General features: G+C 40.7%; 13 protein-coding genes and 5 tRNA genes. All 18 read left to right on the forward strand.

The window, feature by feature from the left end:
• The first annotated feature begins 55 nt into the window (after nucleotides 1–55).
• The 18 genes from GRFL_RS11985 (at nucleotide 56) to rpoB (ending at nucleotide 13,804) form a co-directional block, all read left to right on the forward strand.
• Nucleotides 56–1,222 (forward strand): acyl-CoA dehydrogenase family protein, encoded by a 1,167-nt coding sequence (locus GRFL_RS11985; RefSeq protein ID WP_083644850.1) that lies wholly within the window; start codon nucleotides 56–58, stop codon nucleotides 1,220–1,222.
• A gap of 420 nt (nucleotides 1,223–1,642) precedes the next feature.
• Nucleotides 1,643–1,837, forward strand: a complete 195-nt coding sequence (gene rpsU / locus GRFL_RS11990) for a 30S ribosomal protein S21 (protein ID WP_083644851.1) — start codon at nucleotides 1,643–1,645, stop codon at nucleotides 1,835–1,837.
• Nucleotides 1,838–2,012: 175 nt separating this feature from the next.
• Complete coding sequence (locus tag GRFL_RS11995) at nucleotides 2,013–3,389, forward strand: alpha-amylase (protein ID WP_083644852.1); 1,377 nt, start codon at nucleotides 2,013–2,015, stop codon at nucleotides 3,387–3,389.
• 65 nt (nucleotides 3,390–3,454) lie between these two features.
• Nucleotides 3,455–4,345: a tyrosine-type recombinase/integrase gene (locus GRFL_RS12000; protein ID WP_083644853.1), complete on the forward strand. Its 891-nt coding sequence runs from the start codon at nucleotides 3,455–3,457 to the stop codon at nucleotides 4,343–4,345.
• A gap of 32 nt (nucleotides 4,346–4,377) precedes the next feature.
• Complete coding sequence (gene hpf, locus GRFL_RS12005) at nucleotides 4,378–4,680, forward strand: ribosome hibernation-promoting factor, HPF/YfiA family (protein WP_083644854.1); 303 nt, start codon at nucleotides 4,378–4,380, stop codon at nucleotides 4,678–4,680.
• 102 nt (nucleotides 4,681–4,782) lie between these two features.
• Nucleotides 4,783–4,856: transfer RNA gene (locus GRFL_RS12010), tRNA-Thr, on the forward strand.
• A 199-nt stretch (nucleotides 4,857–5,055) separates the two neighbouring features.
• A tRNA-Tyr gene (locus GRFL_RS12020) sits at nucleotides 5,056–5,138 on the forward strand.
• Nucleotides 5,139–5,173: 35 nt separating this feature from the next.
• Nucleotides 5,174–5,246, forward strand: a tRNA-Gly gene (locus tag GRFL_RS12025).
• Nucleotides 5,247–5,433: 187 nt separating this feature from the next.
• Nucleotides 5,434–5,505: transfer RNA gene (locus GRFL_RS12030), tRNA-Thr, on the forward strand.
• A 59-nt stretch (nucleotides 5,506–5,564) separates the two neighbouring features.
• On the forward strand, nucleotides 5,565–6,752 hold the full coding sequence (gene tuf, locus GRFL_RS12035; RefSeq protein ID WP_083644856.1) for an elongation factor Tu: 1,188 nt from the start codon (nucleotides 5,565–5,567) through the stop codon (nucleotides 6,750–6,752).
• A 59-nt stretch (nucleotides 6,753–6,811) separates the two neighbouring features.
• A tRNA-Trp gene (locus tag GRFL_RS12040) sits at nucleotides 6,812–6,884 on the forward strand.
• Nucleotides 6,885–6,899: 15 nt separating this feature from the next.
• Entirely contained in the window at nucleotides 6,900–7,097 is a 198-nt protein-coding gene (gene secE, locus GRFL_RS12045; protein WP_083644857.1) for a preprotein translocase subunit SecE, read from the forward strand.
• A 10-nt stretch (nucleotides 7,098–7,107) separates the two neighbouring features.
• Entirely contained in the window at nucleotides 7,108–7,659 is a 552-nt protein-coding gene (nusG, locus tag GRFL_RS12050) for a transcription termination/antitermination protein NusG (RefSeq protein WP_083644858.1), read from the forward strand.
• A 73-nt stretch (nucleotides 7,660–7,732) separates the two neighbouring features.
• Nucleotides 7,733–8,170 (forward strand): 50S ribosomal protein L11, encoded by a 438-nt coding sequence (gene rplK / locus GRFL_RS12055; RefSeq protein ID WP_083644859.1) that lies wholly within the window; start codon nucleotides 7,733–7,735, stop codon nucleotides 8,168–8,170.
• A gap of 19 nt (nucleotides 8,171–8,189) precedes the next feature.
• Nucleotides 8,190–8,888, forward strand: coding sequence for a 50S ribosomal protein L1 (gene rplA, locus GRFL_RS12060; RefSeq protein ID WP_083644860.1), 699 nt, complete (start codon nucleotides 8,190–8,192; stop codon nucleotides 8,886–8,888).
• A gap of 9 nt (nucleotides 8,889–8,897) precedes the next feature.
• Nucleotides 8,898–9,419, forward strand: coding sequence for a 50S ribosomal protein L10 (gene rplJ, locus GRFL_RS12065; RefSeq protein WP_083644861.1), 522 nt, complete (start codon nucleotides 8,898–8,900; stop codon nucleotides 9,417–9,419).
• A 59-nt stretch (nucleotides 9,420–9,478) separates the two neighbouring features.
• Nucleotides 9,479–9,856 (forward strand): 50S ribosomal protein L7/L12, encoded by a 378-nt coding sequence (gene rplL / locus GRFL_RS12070; RefSeq protein WP_083644862.1) that lies wholly within the window; start codon nucleotides 9,479–9,481, stop codon nucleotides 9,854–9,856.
• A gap of 135 nt (nucleotides 9,857–9,991) precedes the next feature.
• On the forward strand, nucleotides 9,992–13,804 hold the full coding sequence (gene rpoB, locus GRFL_RS12075) for a DNA-directed RNA polymerase subunit beta (protein WP_083644863.1): 3,813 nt from the start codon (nucleotides 9,992–9,994) through the stop codon (nucleotides 13,802–13,804).
• The last annotated feature ends 70 nt before the right edge of the window (nucleotides 13,805–13,874 follow it).

The raw sequence follows: 13,874 nt of genomic DNA on the forward strand, positions 1-13,874 counted from the left end.
CATTATTCAGAATAATACAGGACGAATTCTGTTTTAATTAGCAAACAAAACATTGATGAGCAGATATTTTACTGAAGAGCACGAGCTTTTCCGGAAGAGTTTTAAAGATTTTTTACAAAAAGAAGTGGTTCCGCATATTGAAAAATGGGAAAATGAGGGAACCATTGAGCGATTCATCTGGGAGAAATTTGGAGAAATGGGCTATTTTGGCCTGTACCAGCCAGAGAAATTTGGAGGGATGGATCTTGATCTTTTCTATACCACCATTTTTCTGGAAGAATTACAAAAGATCAACTCCGGCGGATTTGCAGCGGCAATGTGGGCACATGCTTACCTTGCCATGACTCACCTGAAAGCTGAAGCCAGCGATGATTTGAAGGAGAAATATCTTAGTCCGGCAATTGAAGGGTCTAAAATTGGCTGTTTATGTATTTCTGAGCCCTTTGGCGGGTCTGATGTGGCCGGGATGAAAACCACCGCTATCAAAGATGGAGATCATTATATTTTGAACGGTTCCAAAACTTTTATTACCAATGGCGTGTATGCCGATTTCTATGTTGTGGCTGCCAAGACAGATCCTGAAAAAGGTAATAAAGGAATGAGCATTTTTCTGGTTGATAAGGAATTTGGTGGAATTTCAGCAAATAAATTAAATAAGCTTGGATGGAGGGCTTCTGATACTGCGGAACTTGCCTTTGATAACGTAAAAGTGCCTGCAGCATACCTGATGGGAGAAGAAGGGAAAGGTTTTAATTATATCATGCAGCATTTTGCCCTAGAGCGCCTAATCATGGGAGTAAATGCTCATGCCAGAGCAGAATATGCTTTAGAGTACGCCCTGGGATATATGAAGGAACGCGAGGCCTTCGGAAAAAGTCTGGACAAGTTTCAGGCTTTGAGACATAGCGTTGCCGAGATGGCTAGTGAGATCGAAATGGTAAAGGAATTTAATTATTCGATCGTACAGCGATTAAATGACGGTGAATATGTTGTAAAAGAGGCCAGCATGTCCAAACTTTTGGCAACCAAGATTGCTGATGAAGTGATCTACAAATGTTTGCAGCTGCTTGGGGGTTACGGATATATGGAAGATTACCCGATGGCAAGAATGTTCAGGGATAGCAGGCTCGGGCCAATTGGAGGCGGTACTTCTGAAATTTTGAAAGAAATTATCGCCAAAATGGTGATAGATAAAAAGGAGTATAAGCCCGCTGCGAAATAATTTTGGCGAAAATGGTTTTCCATTCGCCAAAATGGTAATTGATAAAAAGGAGTATAAGCCCGCTGCGAAATAATTTTGGCGAAAATGGTTTTTCATTCGCCAAAATGGTGATAGATAAAAAGGAGTATAAGCCCGCTGCAAAATAATTTTGGCGAAAATGGTTTTCCATTCGCCAAAATGGTAATTGATAAAAAAGGAGTACAAGCCCGCTGCAAAATAATTTTGGCGAAAATGGTTTTCCATTCGCCAAAATGGTAATTGATAAAAAGGAGTACAAGCCCGCTGCTAAATAATTTGCTGTATAATCTGAAAAACGCCTAAAAAGAAGAAAAGCTAAAAAAAAAGAATTCTTTTTCTTGCCAAAGGTAAGATTTGAATTATCTTTGCAGCCGATTCCAAAAGAAAGGAGGTGATGACACTATGTTAATTATACCAGTTAAAGACGGAGAAAATATAGATAGAGCGCTAAAGCGTTTCAAGCGTAAGTTCGATAAAACCGGAACTATGCGTCAGCTTAGAGATCGTCAGCATTTTACAAAACCATCTGTAGAGAGAAGATCTCAGATTCAAAAAGCGCAATATATTCAGCATCTTAGAGATCAGGAAGATATCTAGTAGCTGTAAGTTATGAATTATAAGCCATCAATTTTTGATGGCTTTTTTTATGCTCTATTTTTAATATTTCTAAAAGTTATAAACACGAAATCGTTTTCGTTTATCTTATTCTTAAATTTGTACTGCTAGAATTACGAAATATTCATAATTTGATGGGAAACCAAATCAAATTATTATGAATAAACCTAAACACCTTTTAATCCTTTTGTTTATTGTACTGCTTAGTGCTTGCCAAAAGGAAGAATTAAAAACACCTTCTGAGTCTGAACTCGCCAATTTGCCCGAGTCCAAAGTTTCAAAAAGCCAGCCTGGGAAAGCCGCGGTTGGATCAAAAGTGATGATGCAGGCCTTTTACTGGGATGTTCCTGCCGGTGGGAACTGGTGGAACACTGTAAAGGCCAAATTACCTGCCTGGAGTAGTGCCGGTATTGATGCGATCTGGCTGCCTCCTGCTTCAAAGGCACAAAATGGTGCTTTCTCTATGGGGTATGATCCTTTTGATTATTTCGATTTTGGAAATTATAATCAAATGGGTTCAACGGAGACCCGGTTTGGATCCAAATCGGAGCTACAATCGCTTATAAGCATTGCTCATGCTAATAACCTAAGTGTGATTGCAGATATTGTGATCAATCATAATAGTGGAGGAGCTTCTGAAAATAATCCTTACACCGGCGGAAGCACGTATACCGATTATGATCCGGCTTCCGGTATGTTCTATCGCTCTGCTACTGATTTTCATCCAAATGACTATCACAGCAATGATTCAGGAGCATTTGGCGGATTTCCCGATTTGTGTCATGATAAAACCTACGTTCAGGACTGGCTGTGGAATAAGTCAAATTCCGTAGCCAAATATTATAAGAATACTATGGGATTTGATGGCTGGCGCTTTGATTATGTCAAAGGGTTTTCACCGTGGGTGGTTAATTCCTGGATATCGGAAGTAGGTGGCTTCGCTGTTGGAGAATACTGGGACGGAAATGCTGCCACCTTAGAATGGTGGGTTAATAACTCTGGGGCTTCCGCTTTTGATTTCGCCTGTTATTATAGAATGAGAGATGCTTTTGAAGGAAACGATCTTACAAAGCTTCAGGAAGACATGCTGTGGAAGAGAAGTCCTATGCGGGCTGTAACCTTTGTGGCAAATCATGATACAGACGAGATCTATAATGGAAAAATGCTGGCATATGCCTATATTATGACCCACGAAGGATATCCAACCGTTTTTTATCAAGATTATGAGGAATGGCTTGATAAAGACAAATTAAATAACCTGATCTGGATTCATAATAATAAAGCTGGTGGCTCTACCAGTATCTTGCATGCCGATAATGATGAGTATATTGCTAAAAGGAATGGAGCACCAGGTTTAATCGTATATATTAATAATAGTAGCTCAAGGCAGGAACGTTGGGTTTCAACAAATTGGTATGGGCAGGTAATTAAGGATTATACAGGTAATTCTGGCTGGGAACCAATCACACAAGGAGATGGTTGGGTTAAGCTGGAAGTCCCGGCGAAATCCTATACTATCTGGTCAACTAAGTAATCAGATGACATCAAAGGACTGTTGCTACTCAAAGTTTATTAACTTTGGGTGACAACAGTTTCTTTATGCTTTTTTCTGAATTCATCGATTACCTTTCTGTAGAAAAGAATTATTCCCGGCATACCATTCAGGCCTATTCCAGGGACCTGGAAGAATTTCAGCAATTCATTATTTCAGAATATGAACAGGAAGAACTGTTACAGGTAAGTTATCCGCAGATTCGCAGCTGGATCGTTTCCCTTTCAGAAAGAAACATTTCAAACCGAAGCATCAACAGGAAGCTATCATCTTTGAAGGCTTTTTATAAATTCCAGTTGAAAACAGGGAATTTAGAGTATTCTCCGATGGCGAAACACAAAGCTCTTAAAACTTCGCGAAAAATTCAGGTTCCTTTCTCGCAGGATGAAGTGGTAGAGGTGATGGAATTGTTGGAGGAGGACAGTTTCAGTGGGCTTCGTGACCGTTTTCTAATTGAGCTATTGTATTCAACAGGAATGCGTCGTGCAGAACTTATCAATTTGAAACTGGCCAATCTGGACCTGACAGCTGAAACTATTAAAGTGCTTGGAAAGCGAAATAAAGAACGCTATATACCGCTGCTGAAATCCCTCACGCCAAGCGCACAGAAATACTTGGATGCCCGCAAAGAGGTTGAAAATAGCCAGAGTGACGGCTACCTTTTTTTAACGGAAAAGGGCGCGAAAATATACGAAAGCCTTGTTTATAGAATTATTAATAGTTATTTTAGTAAGGTGTCTGGTAAACTGAAGAAGAGTCCGCATATCCTGCGGCATTCATTTGCCACGCATTTATTGAACCAGGGAGCCAATCTCAACGCGGTGAAAGAGCTGCTGGGTCATTCCAGCCTGGCGGCGACTCAAATCTACACTCACAACAGCATCGCCGAGTTGAGCAAAATTCATGAAGCTGCGCATCCCAGGAACAATAAGAACTAACAAACCTAATGTTTAATTTAATTCTACTGGACATGAAAGTGAACGTGCAATCTGTAAATTTCAATGCTGACCAAAAACTGATTGACTTTACACAAAAGAAACTCGATAAACTGGAGCATTTCTACGACAAGGTTATTTTTGCTGATGTTTATCTCAAAGTTCAAAATACCAGTGCCAAAGAGAACAAGATTACTGAAATCCTACTGAGCATTCCTGGCGGGGATCTGATGGTAAAGAAAACCTGTAAAAAGTTTGAAGAGTGCGTGGATGAGTGTGTTAACTCCCTGCAGCGACAGCTCATCAAACGAAAGGAAAAATTGAGTACGCATGCCTGATAAATTTTTTAAGAATTATTTTTCGATAAAGAAATAATTTATATACATTTGCAGTCCGTTAGAAATAGCGGACTTTTTTATGCTGAAAAAGTAGCGTAAAAAGCCGATGTAGCTCAGCTGGCTAGAGCAGCTGATTTGTAATCAGCAGGTCGTGGGTTCGAGTCCCTCCATCGGCTCTTGAAATACTGAAAATAGAGGTTTTGAAGATTTTTTTAGAGGTAAAGCTCTGAACTTTAAAAGTTTAAAAATTAAGTTAAATAAATCTCTAAAAATGCTTTGGATGCTACTTGGAAATTGCTTTAATTTGCAGCCGTTTTCCAAACATCCGGAGCTTAGCTGAAAAGCTACGGTTCTATGAAATAGTGGTAAATTATTGGGGAGATACTCAAGCGGCCAACGAGGACAGACTGTAAATCTGTTGTTTTTTAACTTCGCAGGTTCGAATCCTGCTCTCCCCACAAAAAGTTTTTCAGAAGAGATTTTGAAATAACAGGCGGGAGTAGCTCAGTTGGTAGAGCGTCAGCCTTCCAAGCTGAATGTCGCCGGTTCGAACCCGGTCTCCCGCTCTAGATTTTAAAACTGAATCAGGATTTCTTTCCGTCGCCCAGAGGCGAAATTAAAGGTTTTCTTCCTTTATCTTTCTCTCTTTAATAATGATCTCGAAAGAGTGAGGCGCCGGATACCTCAATCTTGATCAATTTCCGTAAGCCACTGGTTTATGGATATTGTTGTTTAAAAACAATTGGTTGTAAGGCCGACGTAGCTCAGGGGTAGAGCGTTTCCTTGGTAAGGAAGAGGTCACGGGTTCAATTCCCGTCGTTGGCTCTAAGTATAGTATAGAAATTGAACACTAATATATAACTAAGATTAAATAAGTATTAATTATGGCAAAGGAAACTTATGATCGTTCCAAACCGCACTTAAATATCGGTACTATTGGACACGTAGATCACGGAAAAACTACTTTAACTGCAGCGATTACAAAAGTAATGGCTGATGCTGGTTATTCAGAAGCTCGCGCTTTCGATCAGATCGACAACGCTCCTGAAGAAAAAAGTAGAGGTATTACTATCAACTCTTCTCACGTAGAGTACTCAACTGCTAATCGTCACTATGCTCACGTTGACTGTCCAGGTCACGCCGATTACGTTAAGAACATGGTAACTGGTGCTGCTCAGATGGACGGTGCTATTCTTGTTGTTGCTGCGACTGATGGTCCTATGCCACAAACTCGTGAGCACATCCTTCTTGGACGTCAGGTAGGTATTCCAAGAATCGTTGTGTTCTTGAACAAAGTTGACCTTGTTGATGATGAAGAGCTTCTTGAGCTAGTTGAAATGGAAGTTAGAGATCTTCTTTCTTTCTACGAGTATGATGGAGATAACGGTCCTGTAATTTCAGGTTCTGCTCTAGGTGCTCTTGAAGGAGATGAGAAATGGTCTAAGACTGTACTTGATCTTATGGAGGCTGTTGATAACTGGATTGAGCTTCCTGAGCGTGATGTGGATAAGCCTTTCTTGATGCCTATCGAAGATGTATTCTCTATTACTGGTCGTGGTACTGTTGCAACTGGACGTATCGAAACTGGTGTTGCTAACACCGGAGATCCTGTAGAGATCATTGGTATGGGTGCTGGAAAACTAACTTCTACTATTACTGGAGTTGAGATGTTCCGTAAGATCCTTGATAGAGGTGAAGCTGGTGATAACGTGGGTATCCTTCTAAGAGGTATTGAGAAAACTCAGATCTCTCGTGGTATGGTAATCACTAAGCCAGGATCTGTAACTCCTCACGCTAAATTCAAAGCAGAGGTTTATATCCTTAAAAAAGAAGAAGGTGGACGTCACACTCCATTCCACAACAACTACCGTCCTCAGTTCTACGTTCGTACAACTGACGTGACTGGAACTATCAGTCTTCCTGATGGAGTTGAAATGGTAATGCCTGGTGATAACCTTACTATTACTGTAGAGCTTATCCAGCCAATCGCAATGAATGTTGGTCTACGTTTCGCTGTCCGTGAAGGTGGTAGAACTGTAGGAGCTGGTCAGGTAACTGAGATTCTAGACTAAGAATTAAGCTGATATATAAAGGTATCCTGTGAAGAGCAGGATACCTTTCACTTATATTTACGGGTTTAGCTCAGTTGGTAGAGCACTGGTCTCCAAAACCAGGTGTCGGGAGTTCGAGCCTCTCAACCCGTGCAAATAAATTATACAATGGCAGGATTTGTTAATTACATATCAGAATCATATAACGAGTTAAAAAACCATGTTACCTGGCCAACCTGGACAGAAGCACAGAAGCTAACCGTGTTGGTTGTGGTTTTTTCAGTTATTTTTTCATTAGCCATTTGGGGTGTAGATACTGTTTTTAGCAGAGTTATCGAGTTGTACTTCGAATGGGTTAAATCATAATTGGTAGACAATGGCAGAAGCTAAGGATAAAAAATGGTATGTGGTTCGTGCCGTTAGTGGACAAGAAAATAAGGTAAAAGATTATATAGAAAAAGAAATCGCTCACCAGGGCCTGGAAGATTATGTAGATCAGGTACTGGTTCCTACTGAGAAGGTGATCCAGATCAGAAATGGGAAAAAAGTAAATAAAGAGCGTGTGTATTTTCCTGGCTATGTGATGGTTCAGGCGAATTTAGGAGGGGAAATTCCTCATATTATCAAAGGGATCAATGGAGTGATTGGTTTTCTGGGTGAGACAAAAGGAGGAGATCCTGTGCCGCTTAGGAAATCTGAAGTAAATAGGATGTTAGGTAAGGTAGATGAGCTATCTGTGAAGACTGATAATGTGGCAATTCCGTTTACTATTGGTGAGACCATTAAGGTGATTGATGGACCTTTTAACGGTTTCAATGGTACTGTAGAAAAGATCAATGAAGAAAAGCGTAAGCTGGAAGTAATGGTGAAGATCTTCGGAAGAAAGACACCATTGGAATTAAGCTATATGCAAGTAGAAAAAGTATAAAGATAACTGTTACATATTTTTTGATAGTTTTTTAAGCTTCCACTCGATAAACTATCACTTAAAAATTTGAAAAATGGCAAAAGAAGTAAGTAAAGTTGTAAAACTACAAGTTCGCGGAGGTGCTGCTAACCCATCACCACCAGTTGGACCTGCTTTGGGTGCTGCCGGGGTAAATATCATGGAATTCTGTAAGCAATTCAATGGTCGTACTCAGGATAAGGCCGGAAAGGTACTGCCAGTTGTGATTACTGTATTTTCAGATAAGTCTTTTGATTTCGTAATCAAGACTCCACCTGCAGCAGTACAATTGATGGAAGCAGCTAAAACTAAAAAAGGTTCAGGTGAGCCGAACAGAAAGAAAGTAGCAAGCGTTTCTTGGGATCAGGTTAAAACCATCGCAGAAGATAAAATGCAGGATTTAAATGCCTTCACTATCGAATCTGCTATGAAAATGGTTGCTGGAACAGCTCGTTCAATGGGAATTACTGTAAAAGGTGAAGCACCGTTTTAATCCAAAAAGAAATTAGAAAATGGCAAAATTGACTAAAAAGCAAAAGGAAGCTCAATCTAAGATCGAAAAAGGTAAAACTTATACGGTTGCTGAAGCTTCTGCTTTAATAAAAGACGTTACCAACGCAAATTTTGACGCTTCTGTGGATTTGGCGGTTCGATTGAATGTAGATCCAAGAAAAGCGAATCAAATGGTGAGAGGTGTTGTAACACTTCCACACGGTACTGGTAAGGATGTAAAAGTTTTGGCTTTGGTAACTCCAGATAAGGAGCAGGAAGCTAAAGACGCTGGTGCAGATTTCGTTGGTTTAGATGAATATCTTGATAAGATCAAAGGAGGTTGGACAGATGTGGATGTGATCATCACCATGCCTAGCGTTATGGGTAAACTTGGACCACTAGGACGTGTTCTTGGGCCAAGAGGTTTGATGCCAAACCCAAAGACCGGAACAGTAACTATGGATATCGCTAAAGCGGTTTCTGATGTGAAAGCTGGTAAGATCGATTTCAAGGTTGACAAAACCGGAATTGTTCACGCTGCTATCGGGAAAGTATCTTTTGATGCTGAGAAGATCGCAGGTAACGCGAGAGAATTATTAACTACGCTAGTAAAATTGAAGCCTCAGGCAGCTAAAGGTGTGTATATGAAGAGTATTCATATTTCCAGCACCATGAGCCCGAGTGTAGAAATAGATACTAAAAGGTTTACTGAGCAATAATTAGGTATTATGACAAGAGAAGAAAAATCAAGAGTAATAGAAGATTTAACTGCCCAGTTAGCTGAAACCAATACTATCTATTTAGCTGACATTTCTGGTCTTGATGCCGGAAGTACGTCAAACTTGCGTCGTGCTTGTTTTAAAGCAAACGTAAAATTGTCGGTAGTTAAAAATACATTGCTAGCTAAGGCGATGGAAGCAACTGAAAAAGATTTCGGGGAACTTCCAACGGTTTTAAAAGGCAATACCTCGATCATGCTTTCAGAAACCGGAAACGCTCCGGCGAAAGTGATCAAGGAATTCAGAAAAAAATCTGAAAAACCTTTATTGAAAGGAGCTTTTGTAGAAGAAGCGATCTATGTTGGAGATAACTATCTAGATACACTTGTAAACATCAAGTCTAAAGAAGAAGTTATTGGAGATATCGTTGGACTTCTTCAGTCTCCTGCTAAGAATGTGGTTTCTGCCCTTAAATCTGGTGGCGGTAAACTGGCAGGAATTCTTAAGACCCTTTCAGAAAAAGAAGGATAATTTAGTACGCACTTTTTAACAAATATAAATTTTAAAGAACTTTTTAAAAACGATAGAAAATGGCAGATTTAAAAGATTTCGCAGAACAGTTGGTTAACCTTACTGTAAAAGAAGTAAACGAGTTAGCTGATATTTTAAAAGAAGAATATGGTATCGAGCCTGCTGCTGCTGCAGTAGCTGTTGCTGGTGGTGCTGCTGCTGGTGGTGGTGAAGAAGCTGAAGAGCAAACTGAATTCGACGTAATTCTTAAAGCTCCAGGTGGATCTAAATTGGCAGTAGTTAAACTTGTAAAAGAACTTACAGGTCTAGGTCTTAAAGATGCTAAAGAACTAGTTGATGGTGCTCCTAAGCCAGTTAAGGAAGGAGTTGCTAAAGATGAAGCTGAAGCTCTTAAAAAGCAATTAGAAGAAGCAGGAGCTGAGGTTGAGCTTAAATAAGCTTGACGAAAGCAATATTATTTAGGTTTAGGCCTCAGGATGTACTCCTGAAGGTCTAAACCCTTTTGCGTATATAGAGCCAAAGGTTTGTATCGCACGATTTTTTTTGATAAATTATTATAATTCCGTCCATTGATGTTAGCAAAGCAAACTGAAAGATTGAGTTTCTCATCTGTGAAGAACAAGCCTGCTTATCCAGATTTTCTGGATCTGCAGATTAAGTCGTTTCAGGACTTCTTCCAGTTAGAAACAAAATCAGAAGAACGGGGAAATGAAGGTCTTTACAACACCTTCCTAGAAAACTTCCCTATTACGGACACCCGTAATCAATTTGTACTAGAATTCTTAGATTATTTTGTGGACCCGCCAAGATATTCCATCCAGGAATGTATCGAACGCGGACTAACTTACAGTGTGCCGCTTAAAGCAAGGCTTAAGCTATACTGTACAGACCCTGAGCACGAAGATTTTGAAACCATCGTACAGGACGTATACCTGGGGACTATCCCTTATATGACTCCAAGCGGTACTTTTTGTATCAATGGGGCAGAGCGCGTTGTTGTTTCTCAGTTACACCGTTCTCCAGGAGTATTCTTTGGACAGTCTTTCCATGCTAATGGAACAAAATTATATTCAGCCCGTGTAATTCCTTTCAAAGGTTCATGGATTGAATTTGCTACCGATATTAACAGCGTTATGTACGCTTATATCGATCGTAAGAAAAAATTACCTGTAACCACGCTTTTCCGCGCCATTGGATTTGAGCGTGATAAGGATATTTTGGAGATTTTCGATCTTGCTGAAGAAGTGAAAGTTTCCAAATCAGGACTTAAAAAAGTTCTTGGGCGTAAATTAGCCGCCCGTGTATTGAACACCTGGTATGAAGATTTTGTTGATGAAGATACAGGAGAGGTTGTTTCAATTGAGCGTAACGAGATCGTACTGGATCGTGATACAGAATTAGAGAAAGATCACATCGACGAGATCCTGGAAACCGGAACCAAAACAATCCTTCTTCATAAGGAAGATAACCAGACCGGGGACTACGCTATTATTCACAATACATTACAAAAAGATCCTACCAACTCTGAAAAAGAAGCGGTAGAACATATCTATCGTCAGCTTCGTAATGCGGAACCGCCAGATGAAGAAACAGCTCGTGGTATTATAGACAAGCTTTTCTTCTCTGATCAGCGATACAGCCTTGGTGAAGTTGGTCGATACAGAATGAATAAAAAATTAGGTCTTGATGTTGATATGTCTCAGCAGGTGCTGACCAAAGAAGACATCATCACTATTGTAAAATATTTGATCGAACTGATCAACTCTAAAGCGGAAATCGATGATATCGATCACCTCTCTAACCGTCGTGTTAGAACTGTAGGAGAGCAATTATCTCAGCAGTTTGGTGTAGGGCTTGCTCGTATGGCAAGAACGATCCGTGAGCGAATGAACGTTCGTGACAACGAGGTGTTTACCCCAATTGATTTGATCAACGCGAAGACACTTTCTTCTGTGATCAACTCTTTCTTTGGTACCAACCAGTTGTCTCAGTTCATGGACCAGACCAACCCGCTGGCAGAGATCACGCACAAGCGTCGTCTTTCTGCACTAGGGCCAGGTGGTTTATCAAGAGAAAGAGCAGGTTTCGAGGTGCGTGACGTTCATTATACGCACTACGGAAGACTTTGCCCTATTGAAACTCCGGAAGGTCCAAACATTGGTTTGATCTCTTCACTTTCAGTTTATGCTAAGGTAAACGGAATGGGCTTCATTGAAACTCCATACCGTACAGTTTCTGAAGGAAAAATCAACATTTCCGAAGAACCTATATACCTGAGCGCCGAAGAGGAAGAAGGAAAAATGATCGCTCAGGCGAACATTCCGTTAAAAGATGACGGAACCATCGAAGCAGATCGTGTTATTGCACGTATGGAAGGTGACTTCCCGGTTGTGGATCCAAAAGAAGTACATTATACTGACGTTGCTCCGAACCAGATTTCGTCCATTTCAGCATCTCTTATTCCATTCCTGGAGCATGATGATGCGAACCGTGCACTGATGGGATCGAATATGATGCGCCAGGCGGTACCTTTATTAAGAGCAGATTCTCCAATCGTGGGAACTGGTCTTGAAAGACAGGTAGCTACAGATTCTCGTGTTTTGATCAATGCTGAAGGAGAAGGAGAAGTAGAATATGTAGATGCCAATAAGATCATTATCAAATACGATCGTACTGATGAAGAGCGTATGGTAAGCTTTGATTCTGATTCCAAATCTTACGATCTGATCAAATTTAGAAAAACCAACCAGGGAACCTGTATCAACCTGAAGCCAATCGTTAGCGTTGGTGACAGAGTTACTAAAGGACAGGTGCTTTGCCAGGGTTATGCAACCGAAAAAGGGGAGCTGGCGCTTGGTAGAAACATGAAAGTGGCTTTCATGCCTTGGAAAGGGTATAACTTTGAGGATGCGATCGTAATTTCTGAAAAAGTGGTAAGAGATGATATTTTCACCTCTATCCATATTGATGAATATTCGCTGGAAGTTAGAGATACCAAGCTGGGGAATGAAGAATTGACCAACGATATTCCAAACGTTTCTGAAGATGCTACTAAAGATCTTGACGAGCATGGAATGATTCGCGTGGGTGCTGAAGTGAAGCCTGGTGATATTCTTATTGGTAAGATCACTCCAAAAGGAGAAAGCGATCCAACGCCGGAAGAAAAACTTCTTCGTGCGATCTTTGGTGACAAGGCCGGTGATGTGAAAGATGCTTCTTTGAAAGCTTCTCCATCATTAAGCGGTGTTGTAATCGACAAGAAATTGTTCGCAAGAGCGATTAAAGATAAGCGCAAGAGAGCTCAGGATAAGGAAGATGTTGCAGCACTTGAGAAGAAATACGAAGCGAAATTCGCAGTTCTTAAGTCTGAATTAGTAGAGAAGTTGTTCGCCATTGTTGGTGGGAAAACTGCTCAGGGTGTCCAAAATGACCTTGGAGAAGAAGTACTTCCAAAAGGTAAAAAATATACCTTGAAAATGTTAAACGCGGTAGATGATTATACGCATCTTACCAGCGGAACATGGACTACTGATGATCACCTGAACGAACTTGTAGCAGATCTTATCCATAATTACAAAATTAAGGAAAACGATCTTCAGGGTAACCTGAGAAGAGAGAAGTTCACTATTTCTGTAGGAGATGAGCTGCCTTCAGGTATCTTGAAACTGGCTAAAGTTTACATCGCTAAGAAACGTAAGCTGAAAGTTGGGGATAAGATGGCGGGACGTCACGGTAACAAAGGTATTGTTGCTCGTATCGTTCGACAGGAGGATATGCCATTCCTGGAAGATGGAACTCCGGTAGACATCGTGTTGAACCCACTTGGGGTACCATCACGTATGAACATCGGTCAGATCTATGAAACCGTTCTTGGTTGGGCAGGTCAGAAATTAGGTAAGAAATATGCTACTCCTATTTTTGATGGAGCTACGATCGATCAGATCAATGAATTGACAGACGAAGCTGGAATTCCAAGATTTGGACATACTTACCTGTATGACGGTGGAACCGGAGAGCGTTTTGACCAAAGAGCAACTGTAGGTGTGATCTATATGTTGAAACTAGGTCACATGATCGACGATAAAATGCATGCCAGATCAATTGGTCCATACTCACTTATTACCCAGCAGCCGCTTGGTGGTAAGGCACAATTTGGTGGTCAGCGATTTGGTGAGATGGAGGTTTGGGCTCTTGAGGCATACGGTGCTTCAAGTACGCTTAGAGAAATCCTTACTGTGAAGTCTGATGACGTGATCGGTAGAGCGAAGACTTACGAGTCTATCGTGAAGGGTGAGCCAATGCCGGAACCAGGATTGCCGGAATCTTTCAACGTGTTAATGCACGAATTGAAAGGACTCGGATTGGATATTAAACTTGAAGAATAACATTCTGTTTGTCGGGGCTGCGCAAGTGGCCCCAATTAAACGGAATATTCACAATAATTAGCAGCGTTTA

Origin of the sequence: Christiangramia flava JLT2011 (genome assembly GCF_001951155.1) — a bacterium.
Taxonomy (GTDB): Bacteria; Bacteroidota; Bacteroidia; order Flavobacteriales; family Flavobacteriaceae; genus Christiangramia; species Christiangramia flava.